Origin of the sequence: Halanaerobium praevalens DSM 2228, assembly GCF_000165465.1 — a bacterium.
Taxonomy (GTDB): domain Bacteria; phylum Bacillota; class Halanaerobiia; order Halanaerobiales; family Halanaerobiaceae; genus Halanaerobium; species Halanaerobium praevalens.
Map to the genome: position 1 here is coordinate 1,849,315 of NC_017455.1, position 18,633 is coordinate 1,867,947.

The 18,633-nt window shown below is 33.9% G+C and carries 18 protein-coding genes and 1 other annotated feature; all 18 genes read right to left on the reverse strand.

The window, feature by feature from the left end:
* Positions 1-42 precede the first annotated feature (42 nt).
* Positions 43-510 (reverse strand): 30S ribosomal protein S7, encoded by a 468-nt coding sequence (gene rpsG, locus HPRAE_RS08620; RefSeq protein WP_014553833.1) that lies wholly within the window; start codon positions 508-510, stop codon positions 43-45.
* A gap of 14 nt (positions 511-524) precedes the next feature.
* A complete protein-coding gene (gene rpsL, locus HPRAE_RS08625) occupies positions 525-896 on the reverse strand; it encodes a 30S ribosomal protein S12 (RefSeq protein ID WP_014553834.1) in 372 nt (123 codons plus the stop codon).
* 19 nt (positions 897-915) lie between these two features.
* The gene (locus tag HPRAE_RS08630) at positions 916-1,158 is read right to left on the reverse strand and encodes a ribosomal L7Ae/L30e/S12e/Gadd45 family protein (RefSeq protein WP_014553835.1); all 243 of its coding nucleotides are present in this window, start codon (positions 1,156-1,158) and stop codon (positions 916-918) included.
* Positions 1,159-1,380: 222 nt separating this feature from the next.
* The gene (rpoC, locus tag HPRAE_RS08635; RefSeq protein WP_425357542.1) at positions 1,381-4,833 is read right to left on the reverse strand and encodes a DNA-directed RNA polymerase subunit beta'; all 3,453 of its coding nucleotides are present in this window, start codon (positions 4,831-4,833) and stop codon (positions 1,381-1,383) included.
* A gap of 53 nt (positions 4,834-4,886) precedes the next feature.
* Positions 4,887-8,141, reverse strand: coding sequence for a DNA-directed RNA polymerase subunit beta (gene rpoB, locus HPRAE_RS08640; protein WP_014553837.1), 3,255 nt, complete (start codon positions 8,139-8,141; stop codon positions 4,887-4,889).
* Positions 8,142-8,498: 357 nt separating this feature from the next.
* Complete coding sequence (rplL, locus tag HPRAE_RS08645; protein ID WP_014553838.1) at positions 8,499-8,867, reverse strand: 50S ribosomal protein L7/L12; 369 nt, start codon at positions 8,865-8,867, stop codon at positions 8,499-8,501.
* 23 nt (positions 8,868-8,890) lie between these two features.
* Entirely contained in the window at positions 8,891-9,406 is a 516-nt protein-coding gene (rplJ, locus tag HPRAE_RS08650) for a 50S ribosomal protein L10 (RefSeq protein ID WP_014553839.1), read from the reverse strand.
* Between the two features lie 40 nt (positions 9,407-9,446).
* Positions 9,447-9,576, reverse strand: a sequence feature (ribosomal protein L10 leader region).
* A gap of 42 nt (positions 9,577-9,618) precedes the next feature.
* Entirely contained in the window at positions 9,619-10,323 is a 705-nt protein-coding gene (gene rplA, locus HPRAE_RS08655) for a 50S ribosomal protein L1 (RefSeq protein ID WP_014553840.1), read from the reverse strand.
* 64 nt (positions 10,324-10,387) lie between these two features.
* Positions 10,388-10,810 (reverse strand): 50S ribosomal protein L11, encoded by a 423-nt coding sequence (gene rplK / locus HPRAE_RS08660; protein ID WP_014553841.1) that lies wholly within the window; start codon positions 10,808-10,810, stop codon positions 10,388-10,390.
* Between the two features lie 56 nt (positions 10,811-10,866).
* Entirely contained in the window at positions 10,867-11,436 is a 570-nt protein-coding gene (gene nusG / locus HPRAE_RS08665) for a transcription termination/antitermination protein NusG (RefSeq protein WP_014553842.1), read from the reverse strand.
* Between the two features lie 36 nt (positions 11,437-11,472).
* Positions 11,473-11,676 (reverse strand): preprotein translocase subunit SecE, encoded by a 204-nt coding sequence (gene secE, locus HPRAE_RS08670; RefSeq protein WP_014553843.1) that lies wholly within the window; start codon positions 11,674-11,676, stop codon positions 11,473-11,475.
* 35 nt (positions 11,677-11,711) lie between these two features.
* Positions 11,712-11,861, reverse strand: a complete 150-nt coding sequence (gene rpmG, locus HPRAE_RS08675) for a 50S ribosomal protein L33 (protein WP_014553844.1) — start codon at positions 11,859-11,861, stop codon at positions 11,712-11,714.
* Between the two features lie 209 nt (positions 11,862-12,070).
* Positions 12,071-13,264 carry an elongation factor Tu gene (tuf, locus tag HPRAE_RS08680; protein WP_014553845.1) on the reverse strand — a complete coding sequence of 398 codons (1,194 nt, stop codon included), beginning with the start codon at positions 13,262-13,264 and terminating at the stop codon, positions 12,071-12,073.
* 149 nt (positions 13,265-13,413) lie between these two features.
* Complete coding sequence (gene sigH, locus HPRAE_RS08685; protein ID WP_014553846.1) at positions 13,414-14,073, reverse strand: RNA polymerase sporulation sigma factor SigH; 660 nt, start codon at positions 14,071-14,073, stop codon at positions 13,414-13,416.
* A 57-nt stretch (positions 14,074-14,130) separates the two neighbouring features.
* Complete coding sequence (gene rlmB / locus HPRAE_RS08690; protein ID WP_014553847.1) at positions 14,131-14,871, reverse strand: 23S rRNA (guanosine(2251)-2'-O)-methyltransferase RlmB; 741 nt, start codon at positions 14,869-14,871, stop codon at positions 14,131-14,133.
* The gene (gene thyX / locus HPRAE_RS08695) at positions 14,872-15,567 is read right to left on the reverse strand and encodes an FAD-dependent thymidylate synthase (RefSeq protein ID WP_014553848.1); all 696 of its coding nucleotides are present in this window, start codon (positions 15,565-15,567) and stop codon (positions 14,872-14,874) included. It abuts the gene before it with no gap.
* Position 15,568: 1 nt separating this feature from the next.
* Positions 15,569-17,020 (reverse strand): cysteine--tRNA ligase, encoded by a 1,452-nt coding sequence (gene cysS, locus HPRAE_RS08700; RefSeq protein ID WP_014553849.1) that lies wholly within the window; start codon positions 17,018-17,020, stop codon positions 15,569-15,571.
* A gap of 101 nt (positions 17,021-17,121) precedes the next feature.
* Positions 17,122-18,597 (reverse strand): glutamate--tRNA ligase, encoded by a 1,476-nt coding sequence (gltX, locus tag HPRAE_RS08705; RefSeq protein ID WP_014553850.1) that lies wholly within the window; start codon positions 18,595-18,597, stop codon positions 17,122-17,124.
* Positions 18,598-18,633: the final 36 nt, after the last annotated feature.

The window sequence follows — 18,633 nt, forward strand, 5'->3', positions numbered from 1 at the left end:
TCTCCCCCCTTATATAAAAATTATATACATCACGCAACTAAATTACCATCTGTAATGGGCAAAAGCTCTATTTGCTTCAGCCATACGATGAACTTCTTCTTTCTTTCTAACTGCGCCGCCTGTATTGTTGTATGCGTCTGTAATTTCTCCAGCAATTCTTTCTCTCATTGTTCTTTCATTACGAGCTCTAGCTGCAGTTACTAACCAACGCAAAGCTAAAGTTCTTTTTCTATCCTCATCAACTTCTACTGGTACCTGATAGTTAGAACCACCAACACGTCTTGATTTAACTTCAAGCGCTGGTTTTATGTTTTCTAAAGCTTCAGTTACAACTGTTAAGCCATCTTCACCAGTTTGTTCGGAGATGATATCGAGAGCACTGTAAAATGCTTTTTCCGCCAATCCTTTTTTGCCATCTAACATTAATTTGTTAATAATTCTGCTGACAACAACATTGTCATATACTGGATCTGGCAGAACATCTCTTTTTTCTGCTCTATTTTTACGCACTATAATCCCCCCTTTTATTTAGGTTTTTTTACACCATACTTGGAACGTCCCTGTTTTCTGTCTTCAACACCAGCTGTATCGAGTGCTCCTCGTACAATATGATATCTAACACCTGGTAAATCTTTTACTCTTCCACCTCTTACTAATACAACAGAGTGTTCCTGTAAGTTATGTCCAATTCCTGGAATATAGGCTGTAACCTCTTTTCCATTAGTTAAACGTACACGAGCTACTTTTCTTAAAGCAGAGTTAGGCTTTTTTGGAGTAGCAGTATATACTCTAGTACAGACACCCCTTTTTTGTGGAGAACCCTCCAAAGCAGGAGCGGAAGTCTTCTTTTTAGTCTTTTTACGTCCTTTACGGATTAACTGACTAATTGTCGGCATGCAATCCCACCTCCTTCCATTATTTCAATAATACTGCAGAAGCTGCAGATACATCGATCCCACAAATTCTGCCCAATTCATTTTTGTCTTTTACAATTTTAAAAGGAATATTATTATTATTAACAGCCTCAAATATTTCTTTTTTTAAAGGCTGGTCAATATCTTTAGCTAAAAATATCATTTTCACCTGATTATTTGCTATAGCTTTTAAACTTTGCCTGCTACCGACAAGTAAGTCAGCACCAGATTTATCGCTTAGCATTTTAACCAAACCTCCAGATTAAACTTTGTTGAGCACACTTAAGTATTTTAACAGCTTTAATCTTCTATGTCAAGTAAAAATTAAAAAGAGTTTCACCTTTTTTTGATATTGTAAACTAAGAACAATTAACTCTTAATCTTAATTCAGTTACCAATAAAGGTGAAACTCTTTTAAGCTTATTTTATTTTAAGTAGAATTTATAAAATATTTAATCAAACAAACTTATTCTACTTCTGTTAAATCTTCTGTTAAATCTCCAAACATTGTTCCATCTTCTTTGAGTACATCAATGTCTCTGTAATATTTCATCCCAGTACCAGCTGGAATTAACTGACCAATTATTACATTTTCTTTGAGACCTCTTAAAGGATCTACTTTCCCATCCAATGAAGCTTCAGTTAGAACTCTTGTTGTTTCTTGGAATGAAGCAGCAGATAAGAAAGAATCTGTAGCCAATGAAGCTTTAGTAATACCTAACAATTCTGGTTGAGCAACAGCCGTTTCATTATTATTTTTAACTGCTTCTTTATTAGATTCACGATAATCATATCTATTAACTAAACTTCCAGGTAATAAATTGGTATCACCAGGTTTAACAATTTTTAATTTTTTCATCATCTGGCGAATAATAACCTCAATGTGCTTATCATTAATTTCAACACCCTGAGAACGATAAACGTTTTGGACCTCTTCTAAAAGATAATTTTGGACAGCTTTTTCACCTTTTACTTTTAAAAGTACATTTGGATCAAGAGGACCCTCAGTTAATTTATCACCAGCTGTTACATAGTCATTATCTTTGACAATCATTTTAGAGCCGTAAGGGATTTTATATGTTTTCTTTTTCCCTTCTTCATTTTCAACTACTACTCGTTTTGAGTTCTTTTTCTCAACAATAGTGACATAGCCATCTCTTTCAGTCATGATTGCTTGACCTTTAGGAGTTCTACCTTCAAAAAGCTCTTCAACTCTAGGTAAACCCTGAGTAATATCATCACCTGCAACACCACCTGTATGGAAAGTACGCATTGTAAGCTGAGTTCCAGGTTCACCAATTGATTGAGCTGCTACAATACCAATTGATTCTCCAATATCAACTTGTTTACCAGTAGCAAGGTTGCGTCCATAACATTTACGACAAACACCATGCTGTGCTTCACAAGTTAAATTAGATCTAATTTTAACTTTATCAATACCAGCAGCTTCTATTTTAGCCATCTGCTTTTTATTAATTAAAGTATTATTTTCAAGAACAAGCTCTCCATTTTCAGGATCAATAATTTCTTCAGCAGTATAACGGCCAAGACAGCGTTCTGATAAAGGCTCAACTGCATTTTTGCCTTTAGGACCAATTGCCTCAACGTAAATTCCGTGTTCTGTACCACAATCATCTTCGCGAACTATAACATCTTGTGATACATCAACTAAACGTCTAGTTAAATAACCAGAGTCAGCAGTTCTTAAAGCAGTATCTGCCAGACCCTTACGTGCACCATGAGTAGATAAGAAGTACTCTAATACATCAAGCCCTTCACGGAAACTAGAACGAATTGGAACATCAATAATTCGCCCAGATGGATCAGCCATCAAACCACGCATTCCTGCAAGCTGAGAAATCTGAGATGTATTACCACGAGCACCTGAGATAGCCATAATATAAATATTATTACTTTCATCAAGGTTAGCTAAAAGCGCATCTGTAACATCATCTTTTGCTTGATTCCAAATATCTACCACTTTATGATAACGCTCATCTTCAGTAATCGCTCCTCGACGGTAGTGATTTTCTATTTGATGAACTTCATCTTCTGCTTTAGATACAATTTCAGGCTTAGAGGGAGGTATTTCAGCATCACTAACAGCAATAGAAATACCAGAGCGAGTTGCATAATCATAACCCATTGCTTTAATATTATCTAAAGTTTCAGCAGTTTTATCATTACCTACTTCTTCGTAAAGATCAGTAATTAAATCTCCTAAACCACTTTTTCCAATTCGATCATTAAAGAAATCTACTTCTTCTGGTAAAGCCTCATTAAAGATAACTCTACCAATAGATGTTTCAATGATTTCTCCATCTAATCTAACTTTAACTGGAGCCTGTAAGTGGACTCGATCTGTATCATAAGCTTTAATTGCTTCATTAGCATTAGCAAATATCTTGCCAGCACCTTTCCGTTCCTCTTTAATAGTAGTTAAGTAAAAGATTCCTAAAACCATATCCTGAGTAGGAATAGTTATTGGCCCTCCATCTGAAGGGTTAAGAATATTTGTTGGTGCTAACATTAAAAGTCTACATTCTGCTTGTGCTTCTACCGATAAAGGTAAGTGGACAGCCATTTGATCACCATCAAAGTCAGCATTATAAGCTGGACAAACTAAAGGATGTAATTTGATGGCTTTTCCTTCTACTAATACTGGTTCAAAAGCCTGAATACCAAGTCTATGCAAAGTAGGAGCTCTATTTAAAAGTACAGGGTGATCTTTAATTGCTTCTTCTAAAATACCCCAAACAGCTTCATCTACGTCTTCAACCATTTTTTTAGCATTTTTTATATTATGAGCGTGACCTTCTTCAACTAATCCTCTCATTACAAATGGTTTAAATAATTCTAAAGCCATTTTTTTAGGTAGACCACACTGATGCATTTTAAGATCTGGACCAACAACAATAACTGAACGTCCAGAATAATCAACACGTTTACCAAGTAAGTTTTGACGGAAACGTCCCTGTTTACCTTTTAGCATATCACTTAAAGATTTAAGTGGTCTATTTCCAGCTCCAGTAACAGGTCTTCCCCGACGTCCATTATCAATTAAAGCATCTACTGATTCTTGCAACATTCTTTTTTCATTACGAATAATGATTTCAGGTGCTCCAAGATCAAGCAGTCGTTTCAATCTATTATTTCGATTAATTACTCTTCTATATAAATCATTTAAATCTGAAGTAGCAAAACGTCCTCCATCTAACTGAACCATTGGTCTCAAATCAGGTGGAATAACTGGAATCGCATTTAGAACTAAATTGGCAGGGTTTAAACCTGAATCTAATAACCCATCCATAACTTCTAACCTACGTACAGCTCTTTTTCGTCTTTGCCCACTTGCTTCCTTAATTTCTGTTTTTAATTCTTCGACTTCACCTTTGACGTCAATTCGTCCCAGCAGTTTCTTAATCGCCTCTGCTCCCATTGCAGCTTTAAAGGTATTACCATATTTATTTCTGGCTTCCCTGTACTCACTTTCGGCCAGCAGTTGTTTTTCACTTAATGGTGTATCACCAGGTTCAGTAACAATATAATGAACAAAATAAATTACTTTTTCTAAAGCCCTTGGTGACATATCCATTATTAAACCCAGACGACTGGGGATGCCTTTGAAATACCAAATGTGTGTGCATGGTGCAGCTAGTTCTATATGCCCCATTCTTTCTCTTCTCACTTTGGATCTTGTTACCTCTACTCCACAGCGGTCACACACAACACCTTTGTAACGGACCCGCTTATATTTACCACAGTGACACTCATAATCCTTAGTGGGACCGAATATTTTTTCACAGAAAAGCCCATCTTTTTCTGGCTTTAAAGTTCTATAATTAATTGTCTCCGGCTTTTTTACCTCACCGCGGGACCAATCACGTATTTGTTCTGCAGAAGCAACTCCAATCCTCATTGAATCGAAATTATTCACATTTAACAAGGGTCTCTCCCCTTTCTATATTGGAATTATTCGTCTTTATCATCATTATCACGACTTAATTTTAAGTCTGTATCTAAACCAAGTTTTTGTGCAGTTTCCATCATTTCATCCTCATTTTCAGCAACTTGCAATTCTTCTTCATCAGAAGTAAAGATTCTAGCATCAAGACCAAGACTCTGCATCTCTTTAATCAATACTTTAAATGACTCTGGAATACCAGGATCAGGAACATTTTCACCTTTTACAATTGCTTCATATGCTTTTACTCTTCCTACTACATCATCAGATTTAATAGTCAGCATTTCTTGTAAAGTATAGGCTGCTCCATAAGCTTCTAAAGCCCAAACTTCCATTTCACCAAAACGCTGGCCTCCAAATTGAGCTTTACCTCCAAGTGGCTGCTGTGTAACAAGCGAATAAGGACCAGTTGAACGGGCATGTAATTTATCATCAACTAAGTGATGTAATTTAAGAATATACATAACTCCAACTGTTACTCTTTCTTCAAATCTTTCTCCAGTTCTACCATCATATAAAACTGTTTTACCATCACGAGACAAACCAGCTTCTTCTAAAATATCTTCTACTTCAATTTCGGTTGCACCATTAAAGACAGGAGTCTCAGTATAAATCCCTAATGCTCTAGCTGCCATTCCAAGGTGTGTTTCCAGCACCTGTCCAATATTCATTCTTGATGGTACTCCAAGTGGATTAAGCACAACTTCAACTGGTTCTCCATTAGGTAAAAATGGCATATCCTCTTCTGGTAAAATCCTTGAAATAACACCCTTATTACCATGACGGCCTGCTAATTTATCTCCTACAGATATTTTTCTTTTAGTAGCTACATAAACCCGAACTAAACGATTAACCCCAGGTTTTAAGTCATCTCCCTGTTCTCGAGAAAAGACTTTAACATCAACTACTATTCCAACTTCTCCGTGGGGAACTTTAAGTGATGTATCTCTTACTTCACGTGCTTTTTCACCAAAGATTGCTCTTAAAAGTCTTTCTTCAGCAGATAATTCTGTTTCCCCTTTTGGAGTAACTTTACCTACTAAAATATCTCCTTCTTCAACTTCAGCCCCAACTCTAATAATTCCTCTTTCATCAAGGTTTTTAAGTGAACTTTCACCCACATTTGGAATATCACGAGTTATTTCTTCAGGACCAAGTTTTGTATCTCTAGCTTCTGCTTCATGTTCTTCTATATGAATTGTAGTAAATGCATCTTCTTTAACTAGATTTTCACTAATTAAAATAGCATCCTCATAGTTATATCCTTCCCAAGGCATAAAAGCAATTAATGAATTACGTCCTAAAGCCATTTCACCTTTTTCAGTTGAAGGACCATCAGCAATAATATCACCTTTTTCAATTGTATCACCTTTAGCTACAATTGGCTTTTGGTTCATACAACTACCCTGGTTCGATCTTTTATATTTCATTAAATGATAGCTATCAATTAAACCTTCATCATTCTTTACCATTATTTTGTTAGAGCTTACACTAACAATTTCTCCACCTTTTTCAGCAACAATAACTGCTCCTGAATCTTTGGCAGCTTTATATTCCATACCAGTTGCAACCATTGGTGCATCAGTAATCATTAGTGGTACAGCTTGACGCTGCATATTCGCTCCCATTAAAGCTCTGTTAGCATCATCATTTTCTAAGAAAGGTATCATTGCTGCAGATACCCCTACCATTTGTTTAGTTGAAACATCCATATAATCTAAGTCTTCTGGGTGAACTTCCAGAATATCTCCTCTTTTACGAGCAATAACAAATTCACTAGTGAAATTACCATCTTCATCAATTTCAGCATTTGCCTGTGCGATTATATGTTTATCTTCCTCATCAGCAGTTAAGTAATCAATGTCACTAGTAACTCGACAATCAACAACTCTCCGATAAGGAGTCATAATAAATCCAAATTCATTTGTCTTTGCATAAGTTCCCATTGTACCAATTAAACCAATATTTGGCCCCTCAGGAGTTTCAATTGGACAAATTCGTCCATAATGTGAATGGTGAACATCACGTACATCAAAACCTGCTCTTTCTCTACTTAAACCACCAGGTCCTAAAGCAGATAATCTTCTTTTGTGAGTTAACTCAGACATTGGATTAGTTTGGTCCATAAACTGTGACAACTGTGAACTACCAAAGAATTCCTGAATAGAAGCTACAACAGGTCTAGTATTAATTAAAGCCTGTGGTGTAACTACATCAATATCTTGAATGGTCATTCTCTCTCTAACTACTCTTTCCATTCTTGATAAACCAATTCTAAATTGATTTTGTAAAAGTTCACCTACTGTTTTTAAACGTCTATTTCCTAAATGATCAATATCATCAATATATGCTTCTGGATCATTATAAATCAATTTAATCATATATTTTACAGTTGCTGCAATATCATCAATATGCAGATATTTGCGATCTTTATCAACATCTACCTCTAATTTTTTATTTAATTTATAGCGACCTACGGCAGCCATATCATATCTTTTGTGATCAAAAAATAAAGAATCTAAAAGATTTGTAGCACTTTCTACTGTTGGTGGTTCACCAGGTCTCAATCTTTTATACAATTCAATTAAGGCTTCTTCTTTTGAATCAGTATTATCTCTTTCTAAAGTATCATGTAAAACTTCAGAATCACCAAATTCATCTGTAATTTCTGCATCTGTACCAAAACCAAGTGCGCGTAACAAAACAGTTGATGGAAGTTTTCTTGTTCTATCAACTCTTACAGAAACTATTCTTTTTTTATCGTATTCAAATTCTATCCAAGCACCACGGTTAGGAATTATACTACCTGTAATTAGTCGGCGCCCATCTTTTGTTCTTTCATCACTAAAATAAACACCCGATGATCGAACCAGCTGATTAACCACTACCCTTTCGGCACCATTAATAATAAATGTTGCCTTTTCAGTCATTAGTGGAAAGTCACCCATAAACACTTCTTGTTCTTTGACTTCTCCTGTTTCTTTATTAATCAAACGAACTTTAACCTGCAAAGAAGCCGAATAAGTAGCATCTCTATCACGACACTCTTGCACTGTGTATTCAGGGTCTTCTAAATAATAATCTACAAATTCAAGTACTAGATTTTCAGAAAAATCTTCAATTGGAGATATTTCATTAAATACCTCATGCAGTCCCTCTTCTAAAAACCATTGGTATGAATTTAATTGTGTATAAATCAGATCTGGCAAGTCCATCGCGTCATCAATTTTACTAAAACTATATCTTTTCCTTGCCGTTGACATCATTGCACCCCCAGGAATTTCTAATAATTAGCTGAAACTATCCCATAATAATCATCTTTTATTTACCTTATAGACATCTAATAATGATAGCACAGGAATTTCGTCTTGTCAAGAGAAAATATATGAAATTATCTAATTTAAAAACTTTAACTTACTCATTACCTTCATAATTAATATAAGAAACAAATTAATGATTAAACCCAATTTATTAAACTAAATAATTATATGAATAATGAAAATAATAAATAAATCTATAAAAAAGATAATTTCATATTCTAGTTCTATCATGAAAAAATAGTCCCACTGCATAAAATTATACAGCGGGACTATTCAATAATTCCTATACTAAAAACCTAATTACTTAAGTTCTACAGTTGCACCAGCTTCTTCTAATTTTTCTTTCATTTCTTCTGCATCTTCTTTGCTTAATCCTTCTTTTACATTACCTGGAGCATCATCAACTACACCCTTAGCTTCTTTAAGTCCTAAACCTGTTAATTCACGCACAGCTTTAATAACTTTAATTTTCTTACCACCAATATCAGCTAAGAAAACATCAAATTCAGATTTTTCTTCTGCTGCTGCTCCAGCTCCAGCTGCTCCACCAGCTACTGCTACAGGTGCAGCTGCACTTACACCAAACTTTTCTTCTAAGTCTTCAACCAACTCGGATAATTCTAAAACACTCATTTCTTCAATTGCGCTCATGATTTCTTCTTTATTCATTATATTAATCCTCCTTATTTTTTTTAAGCTTTTTCTTCTTTAATTTGATTTAATACTTGTACTAAGCCGCGGATATTACCCTGCAATACGTTGACCAATCCAGTAAGGGGTGCTTTCATACTTGCAAAAGCTTTTGCGAGTAGTTCTTCTCTGGATGGAATTTCTGCTAAGGATTCCACTTTCTCTTTACTTATGATTTCACCATTTAAAAGACCAGCTTTAATCTCTAAAACTTCATGATCTTTAGCGAATTCTACTAAAACTTTAGCAGGAGATACAGCATCATCTTCACCAAATGCTATAGCTGTAGGACCTGAGAAATATTCAGTCATTTCTTCCATTTCAACATCATTAGCAGCAATAGTAGCCAAAGTATTTTTTACAACTTTAAACTCTACTCCAGCTTCCCTTAACTGACTTCTTAATTCTGTCATTTCAGCAACATCTAAACCTAAGTAATCAGTAACTACAAGTGATTTTGCGCTGCTAAATTTATCAGTAAGTTCTTTAACAACTGCTTCTTTTTCTGGTCTTGCCACATTTTCACCCCCCTTAAAATATCTGCTTGAAAATAATTAATTTATAATTGAAAAAACCTCCTGTAGACAGTCAGGAGGTATAAATGCAAAATTAATTTCGCAAAAATTTACCTCGGTAGGAAATTTAAGCATTTAGCCCCTACTGTCTTCGGATAGGTTATTTTCTTGTCTCAATAAATATAACATAAAAAATTTAACAGGTCAAACTTTTTTTATTCCTCTAAATAATTCATAGTAGCTGCTGGATCAATTTTAACTCCAGGCCCCATGGTTGGAGAAATAGTTAAGGATCTTAAAAATCTACCTTTAGCTGCTGCAGGACGTTCTTTTGCTAAAGTATCCATAATTTTACGGTAGTTATTTAAAAGCTCTACTTCAGTAAAAGATGCTTTACCAATTGGTAAGTGAACAATACCAGTTTTATCAACACGGTACTCAAGCTTACCTGCTTTAAATTCAGCTACTGCTTTTTCTAATTCAAAAGTTACAGTACCTGCTTTAGGATTAGGCATTAAACCTTTAGGTCCTAATACTCTACCTAGACGACCAACAACACTCATCATATCAGGTGTAGCAATAGCTAAATCAAAATCTAACCAGCCACCTTCAATTTTTTCTGCTAGTTCTTCGCCACCTACAAAATCAGCTCCAGCTTCTTCAGCCTCTTTAGCTTTTTCGCCTTTAGCAAATACTACTAAAGTCACTTCCTGACCTGTACCTTCCGGTAAAACAACAGTTCCTCTAATATTTTGATCAGCATGCTTAGGGTCTACTCCCAATCTTGCTGAAAGCTCAATTGTTTCGTCAAAGTTTGCAGTTGCAAGTTCTTTAACTAATTCAAAAGCATTTTGAGGGCTATATAATTTTTCTAGCTCAACTTTCTCTAATGTTTCTACATAACGTCTACTTTTTGCCATTATTTTTCCTCCTTTGTGGTATTAACGGAATTTCCTCCCACTAAATCAACTATAATTATAAACTTTAGTCTACTAAGATTCCCATGCTTCTTGCAGTACCTTCGATCATGCTCATTGCCGCTTCTAAACTACCAGCATTTAAGTCTTGCATTTTAGTTTCAGCAATTTTTTGTACAGCATCTTTGCTTACTGTAGCAACCTTGTTTATATTTGGTTCTCCAGAAGCAGTATCAATTCCTACAGCTTGCTTTAATAATACAGCAGCAGGTGGAGTTTTAGTAATAAAATCGAATGAACGATCTTGATAAACTGTGATTTCCACTGGAATTAATGTTCCTTGGTTATCTTTAGTTTTAGCATTAAATGCTTTACAAAATTCCATAATATTCACACCATGTTGTCCTAAAGCAGGACCTACAGGTGGTGCTGGATTAGCTTGACCTCCAGGAATTTGCAATTTAATAGTTGTCATAATCTTTTTAGCCATTTAAAACACCCCTTTCTTTTGTCTTTTAAAATTATTATCTATATAAATAAAACAAACTAGTGTTTTTCGAATTGATCAAACTCTAGTTCAACAGGAGTTTCACGTCCAAACATTGAAACTAAAATTTTAGCTTTACCCTGTTCTGGATGAATTTCTTTAATAACTCCATCAAAATCTTCAAAAGGACCATGTTTTACAGTTACTTGATCCCCAATTTCAAAGTCAACAGAAACTTTTTTAGCTTTTTCACCCATACTACTTAAAATTGCATCAACTTCTTCTTTAGCAACGGGTAAAGGTTTAGTACCTCCACTAACAAAACCAATAACTCCAGGTGTATTTTTGACAACATACCAAGATTTATCGTTCATTTTCATTTGCAATAAAATATAGCCGGGAAAAATCCTTTTTTTAACAACTTCATCTTTCCCTTTTTTCTTTTCAATCTTTTTTTCAGTTGGAACTAATATTCTAAAAATACTATCTTCCATACCTGTACTGGCTATTCTTTTTTCAAGATTTGCCTTAACTTTTCTTTCATGACTTGAGTATGTATGAACAACATACCAAGGAATATCATCTTTTCCTTTTTCCATTTCTTGATTAAACTTACTTTCTTCACTCATATTTAAGGATTCACTTAAGAATCCTCACCTCCTCAATTAGGAAATTAATGGAGTAATTATATTAGCCAGTGCAAAATCTATGACACCAATAAATGATATTAAAGCAACTACTGTTACAATTACAACTAAAGTATTTGAAGTAATATCTTCTTTATTTGGCCAGTTAACTTTTTTTAATTCAGATTTAACTGATTTAAAAAATTTGGATATTTTACCAAAAAAACCGAGTTCTTTTGCCATCTTTAAATCACTTCCTCAGCTAAAGTATTAATAATCTACTTTGTTTCACGATGGAGTGTGTGTTCTTTACAAAACTTACAATATTTTTTTAATTCTAATCTATCACGAGTATTTTTTTTATTTTTTTTGGTAGAATAATTGCGGTTTTTGCATTCTGTACATTCAAGTGTAATAATCTCTCTCACCGTAAATCCACCTCCTCAATCAAACAGCTACTGCTTGAAAATTATATATTTAAAATCAAATTATTATTTTAGATTGTTAACCTTAATTAATTTACCACATTTCAGAACTAATGTCAATGTTTTTTTAGAAAAAAAGCACGTGCAGTCTGTTCTGCACATGCTTATGGAATTAAATTTAAGTTTTTATAAACTAAAATTTAAAGCTTAACTTACTCAATAATTTCAGTTACAACTCCAGCTCCTACTGTGTGACCACCTTCACGGATTGCAAAACGTAGTCCTTCTTCCATAGCTATTGGAGTAATTAGTTCTCCTGTCATTTCAATGTTATCTCCAGGCATTACCATGTCTACTCCTTCTGGTAATTGAATGTTTCCTGTTACATCTGTTGTACGGAAATAGAACTGTGGTCTATATCCATCAAAGAATGGAGTATGTCTTCCACCCTCATCTTTACTTAATACATATACTTCAGCATAAAACTTAGTATGTGGAGTAATACTTCCTGGTGCTGCTAGAACTTGACCTCTTTCAATGTCTTCTCTTTTTACACCTCTTAATAATGCTCCAATGTTATCTCCTGCTTGTGCTTCATCTAACATCTTACGGAACATTTCTACTCCTGTTACTACTGTTGTTTCTGTATCTTTAATTCCTACTAATTCTACCTCGTCTTGTGGGTGTAGCACTCCTCTTTCAATTCTTCCTGTTGCTACTGTTCCACGTCCTGTAATTGAGAATACATCCTCTACAGGCATTAAGAATGGTTTGTCTGTATCTCTTTCTGGCTCTGGAATATAGCTGTCTACATTGTCCATAAGCTCAATAATCTTCTTACCCCATTCTCCTTCTGGATCTCCATTTTCTGCAGCTTTAAGAGCTGATCCTACTACTACAGGAATGTCATCTCCAGGGAAATCGTATTCGTCTAAGAGTTCTCTTACTTCCATTTCTACAAGTTCGATTAACTCTTCATCGTCTACCATATCTGCTTTGTTTAAAAAGACTACGATTGAGGGTACTCCAACCTGTCTTGCTAATAGAATATGCTCTCTTGTTTGAGGCATTGGTCCATCTGCTGCAGATACTACTAGAATTGCTCCATCCATCTGAGCTGCACCTGTAATCATATTCTTTACATAGTCAGCGTGTCCTGGGCAATCTACGTGAGCATAGTGTCTTAATTCTGTTTCATACTCTACGTGAGAGGTTGCGATTGTAATTCCTCTCTCTTTTTCTTCTGGAGCATTATCAATTGTATCAAATGCTCTTACTTCTGCTCCACCATAGTTTGCTAACACATTTGTGATTGCTGCTGTTAGTGTTGTTTTACCATGGTCAACATGTCCTATTGTTCCTATGTTAACATGTGGTTTATTTCTCTCAAATTTTTCTTTTGCCATTTTCTTTTCCCCCTTAAAAATTTAATTGATTTTTTATGTAGCTATTAGAATAAAATTCTCACAAAAAAGAGTTGGCGGTTATTTGCCAACTGCTGTCAATTCTAACAGCCATATTTATTTAAATTAAAAGTGATTAAAATAATCCATAATTAAATATTATGTTTTTCTAAAAACACTTCTAATTTTCTTTTAACTCTCTGTAAAGCATTATCTACAGATTTTACATGCTTACCTAAACTATCAGCAATTTTCTGATATGATTTACCATCTAAGTATTCTTGCAAAACATCAAATTCTAAATCACTTAGCATTGAAGAAATTTCAGATTCTATTAAATCATAAGTTTCATTACTAATAAATAAAGCTTCTGGATTAGATAATTTACCACCTTTTAAAATATCTAAAAGTGTTCTATCTGATTCTTCATCATAAATCGGTTTATTTAAAGATATATAAGTATTTAAAGGCTGGTGTTTCTGGCGAGTAGCAGCTTTAATTGCAGTAATGATCTGACGTGTTATACATAATTCTGCAAAAGCTCTAAAAGAAGCTAATCTCTCAATTTTATAATCACGCACTGCTTTATAAAGGCCGATCATGCCTTCTTGCACTATATCTTCGCGATCAGCACCGACTAAAAAATAAGAGCGTGATTTAGCAAGTACAAAATTTTTATAACGTTTAATCAGAGTTTCCTGAGCTTCCATATCCCCTTGATGTACCAGCTCGACTAGTTCATCATCGGACATCTGTTGATACTCTTCTAAACTGATATCATCAAAATCAAGTTCATGAGCATTCATCTTCAACCAGAATCCCCTCCCTTATCCATCACATTACTATTATACTTGCTAAAAAAACTTTCGTCAAGAAATATCTTTTCCACGCTGACGGAAAATTTCATAGATAATAACAGAGGCTGCTACAGAAGCATTAAGCGAACCTAATTTACCACTCATTGGGATTTTAACTAAAAAATCGCAATTTTCTCGCACTAGTCTTCTCAGTCCACTTCCTTCACTTCCAATTACTAGGCCAATAGAACCACCAAAATCAGCTTCAAAATGAGTTTGGTCAGCTGCTGCATCAGCACCTGCAATCCAAAAATTAGCTTCTTTAAGATCACGAATAGCATAATTAATATTAGAAACTTGAACTAAAGGTAAATGTTCGGCAGCTCCAGCTGCCGCTTTTAAAACAACAGGTGTTATACCTACAGCCCTTCTTTCTTGATAAACTACTGCATCTGCTCCTGCTGCATAAGCTGTTCTAATTATTGCTCCAAAATTATGTGGATCTTTAATTTCATCGAGAATCACAACTAAAGAATCTCCATCTTTTTGAGCTTTAATCTCAATTACATCTTCTAACTGATAGGATTCTAAAGCATCAGCTTCTGCAATTACTCCTTGATGGGCATGTGATTGAGCACTTTCATTAAGTTTTTGAGAAGAAATTCTACTAATTGGAATATTTTTTTCTGCTGCTAATTCCAAAATATCTTCTATAATTTTAGCAGTTATTTCTTCTTGAATAAAAATACGGTGTATTTTCCTTTTTCCTTTTAAGGCTTCATAAACTGGATTTCTTCCTTCAATTTTTGGCATTTATTTATCATTCCTTTTTTTAATCGAATCAATCCGTCCACAGGACATTTCCCCTTCTGGACAATAAGCTTCTGCTTCACAGACTGGGCCAGCTTTTTCAAATAAAACTGGCGCTACTTCTTTAACTTGTTTTAACATTTGATTGGCTAAACTTCTAATTTCCCATTGAGCTCTAGTACAACAACGAAGATTGAAAAAATGATAAAGGGAACGAGCATTAAAAGATACCATCAAATTAGTCTTAACTGTCGGTAGAACAAATCTTGCATCCTCTGCTGGTATATCTTTTGCTAACATTTGATTATACATTTTCCGTCCTTTTTCCATCCACGCTTTATATTCTGCAACAGCTTTTTTATCTTTAGCAATTTTAGGTGGAATAATATAATCAAAGTTATCTTCTTTTACATAACGTTGAGATCTCTGACTATAGGACACTCCAACTCTATGCCTTACTAACTGGTGGCTTGCAACTCTACTACAAACTAAATGAAAATAAAAATAGCTATGTTCTAAAGTAGAGTAATGACCCAATCCAACAACTTTACGCACTAAGTTATTCATATCTTCCTGTGACATTCTAGCTTCTAATTCTTCTGCTCCAGCTTCTGAATAACAAAGACGAGCTGCTAAAGCAACATTTTTTTCTGGGTTTTCACTATAATTAATCAATTTTGCTTTAGGTCTTATTTCCATTTTATTTCTCCTCAACCTTATTAATTTCCCATTCAGTTCCATGGGGACTATCTATTACTTCAATCCCTATTTCTTCTAATTGGTCTCTAATTAAATCTGCTTCTTGCCAATTCTTGTTTTCTCTTGCCTTATTTCTTAATTTTATTAATAAATTTACTAAGGGAGAAACTAATTCACTTTCTGATTCACTAGCTGATTCCAACTTAAATTCAAGTCCTAAAATTTCTATTAATTCTAAAAATATTTTCTCTGTTTTTGTTAATAAAGCAAAATTCTTTTCATTAAGATCAAATTCTTTACGATTAATATAAGAATTTATCTCTCCAGCTAAATCATGAATAACACCAATTGCCTCAGCTGTATTGAAATCATCTTTAAGAGCAGCTATAAATTCTTTTTTCTTAGAAATAATATTCTCAAAAAATTCTTGCTCTATTTTATTTTCTGCAGCTGAATTTATATCTAAACTCAAAACCTTTGCCAATTGCTTTCTAGTATTTTTTATTCTAGTTAAAGAAGTTGCTGCTTCTTCTAATTTCTCATAAGAAAAGTCAATTGGACTACGATAATGTCTGGTTAAAAGAAAATAGCGAACTACTTCTGCTGAAAATTCTTTTAAAACTTCACGGCTAGTAAAAAAGTTACCTTGTGACTTAGACATTTTTTCTCCACTCAAGTTAACAGTTCCATTATGCAGCCAATAATTAACAAATTTTTGATCACTATATGCTTCAGATTGAGCTATTTCATTTTCATGATGAGGAAAAATTAAATCAACTCCACCACCATGGATATCAAATGTTGATCCCAATCTCTTCATTGACATTGCTGAACACTCAATATGCCAACCAGGCCAACCTTCTCCCCAAGGACTATCCCAGCCAGTTTCACTTTCAACTTTTTTCCAAAGCCCAAAATCTAGTGGATTTCTTTTTTCCTTATTAACAGCAATTCTAGCTCCAGCTTGCATTTCGTCTAAATTACGTCCAGAAAGTTTTCCATAATCTGCAAAGCTCTCTACACTAAAATAAACATTACCATTTACTTCATAAGCATATCCTTTTTCAATCAAAGTTGTTACCATTTCTATAATTTCAGCAACATTTTCACTTACTCTCAAATACTTATCTGCTGGTTTTACATTAAATTCTCTTAAATCTTCTAAAAAAGCATTTGCATATTTATTAGCTAATGCTGCCGGTTTTAAATCTTCTTCTGCTGCTCTTTGGACTATTTTTTCATTGATATCAGTAAAATTAGATATATAATCAACTTGATAACCTAAATATTCTAAAAAACGTCTAATAACATCATAATTAATAACACTTCTAATATGTCCAATATGAGAATAGTTTTGAACTGTTAACCCACAGACATACATTTTTACCTTATCTTTTTCAACTGGCTTAAATTCCTCTTTTTCACCAGTCAGAGTATTATAAACTTTTATCATCTTAACACCCCTTACTGAATAATATTATTTTATATCTAACTAAATTATTTATTTCAAAAAAGAGCCTTCTCCAAGTGAGAAGACTCTTTTATTATAGTTCTTTAACTGTTTTGAGCTAAATTTAAAGCAGAATCTAATCTATTAGCAGTTTCTTCAGCTCCAAAAATTGAAATTACACTAGTCATTTCAGGACCAGAAGTCTTGCCTGTTATAGCAAGTCTTGTTGGATGATAAATTGTTCTACCACCAACATCAAGTTCATTTTTTAATTCTTTGAAAATTTCTCCAACCGCTGCAGCAGTTAATTCTGAACGAGAAAACATTTTTTCTTTTAGAGTTTCAAAAACTAATTTAACATCTTCTCCTTTAAATTCTGCAGCAGCCTCAGCTGAATCATTAAATTCAATTTCTGTTAAGAAAAGCTCAGCTTCAGCTGGAATTTGAGCTAAATAATCAAGACCTGTCCTAGTTTCATCAATCACTTTAGCTAACCATTCTCGATTATTGGCTACATATTCTTCATCAACGAGCTCGGCTTCTAACAAAAATGGAATTGCTAAATCTACTATTCGATCTAATTCAGCTGCTCTAATATATTTACCATTCATCCAATTTAGCTTTTCTCGATCAAATACAGCTCCACTTTTATTTACATCTTCAATTGCAAAACGTTCAATAATCTCACTTTGAGAAAGTATTTCTTCCTCATCACCACTTGACCAACCCAAAAGAGCCATAAAATTAAATAATGCTTCTGGTAAATATCCCTGTTCTCTAAATTCTCCGATATAAACAGAATCCTTACCTCTTTTTTTAAGCTTAGCTTTATTTTCATCTAAAATCAAAGGTAAATGAGCAAATTTAGGTAGTTCAAAATCTAAAGCTTCATAAATTAAGATTTGTTTTGGAGTATTAGAAAGATGATCTTCACCTCTAATAACATGTGAAATTTTCATTAGAGCATCATCAATAACTACTGCAAAATTATAAGTAGGCATTCCATCTGATTTAAAAATTATAAAATCATCTAAAACAGAAGAATTGAAACTAACATCACCCCTAATTAAGTCTTGAACAATTATTTCTCTTTCTTTCTCAGGTAATTTAAAGCGTAATACTGGCTTTCTGCCCTCTTTTTCATAAGCCTTTTGCTCAGATTCAGTTAGATGTCTACAAGAACCATCATAACGAGGCATCTGATCATTATCGATAGCTTTTTGTCTCATTTGATCAAGCTCATCTTTAGTACAATAACACTTATATGCATAGCCTTTTTCTAATAATTTATCGGCATATTCTTGATAAAGATCAATTCTTTCAGTCTGTCGATAAGGACCATAATCTCCACCAATACCAACACCTTCATCGGCATCAAGATTTAACCATTCCATTTCTTGAATAATAATTTCTTCAAACTCTTTAGTTGATCTAGCCTGATCTGTATCTTCAATTCTTAAAACGAGTTCCCCATCTTTTTGTTTTGTCACTAACCAATTAAAAAGCGCTGTTCTCATATTACCAATATGAATTTTCCCAGTCGGACTTGGGGGAAAACGCAATCTTATATTATTACTCATAACCTTATTATTCCTCCTAAATAAATTTAAAATTTA

Bases quoted from the DNA above. Each gene is read 5' to 3' on its own strand.
- rpsL (WP_014553834.1), bottom strand. From the start codon at position 896: ATGCCGACAATTAGTCAGTTAATCCGTAAAGGACGTAAAAAGACTAAA.
- HPRAE_RS08630 (WP_014553835.1), bottom strand. From the start codon at position 1,158: ATGCTAAGCGATAAATCTGGTGCTGACTTACTTGTCGGTAGCAGGCAA.
- rpoC (WP_425357542.1), bottom strand. From the start codon at position 4,833: ATGAGGATTGGAGTTGCTTCTGCAGAACAAATACGTGATTGGTCCCGC.
- rpoB (WP_014553837.1), bottom strand. From the start codon at position 8,141: ATGTCAACGGCAAGGAAAAGATATAGTTTTAGTAAAATTGATGACGCG.
- rplL (WP_014553838.1), bottom strand. From the start codon at position 8,867: ATGAATAAAGAAGAAATCATGAGCGCAATTGAAGAAATGAGTGTTTTA.
- rplA (WP_014553840.1), bottom strand. From the start codon at position 10,323: ATGGCAAAAAGTAGACGTTATGTAGAAACATTAGAGAAAGTTGAGCTA.
- rplK (WP_014553841.1), bottom strand. From the start codon at position 10,810: ATGGCTAAAAAGATTATGACAACTATTAAATTGCAAATTCCTGGAGGT.
- nusG (WP_014553842.1), bottom strand. From the start codon at position 11,436: ATGAGTGAAGAAAGTAAGTTTAATCAAGAAATGGAAAAAGGAAAAGAT.
- secE (WP_014553843.1), bottom strand. From the start codon at position 11,676: ATGGCAAAAGAACTCGGTTTTTTTGGTAAAATATCCAAATTTTTTAAA.
- tuf (WP_014553845.1), bottom strand. From the start codon at position 13,264: ATGGCAAAAGAAAAATTTGAGAGAAATAAACCACATGTTAACATAGGA.
- rlmB (WP_014553847.1), bottom strand. From the start codon at position 14,871: ATGCCAAAAATTGAAGGAAGAAATCCAGTTTATGAAGCCTTAAAAGGA.
- thyX (WP_014553848.1), bottom strand. From the start codon at position 15,567: ATGGAAATAAGACCTAAAGCAAAATTGATTAATTATAGTGAAAACCCA.
- cysS (WP_014553849.1), bottom strand. From the start codon at position 17,020: ATGATAAAAGTTTATAATACTCTGACTGGTGAAAAAGAGGAATTTAAG.
- gltX (WP_014553850.1), bottom strand. From the start codon at position 18,597: ATGAGTAATAATATAAGATTGCGTTTTCCCCCAAGTCCGACTGGGAAA.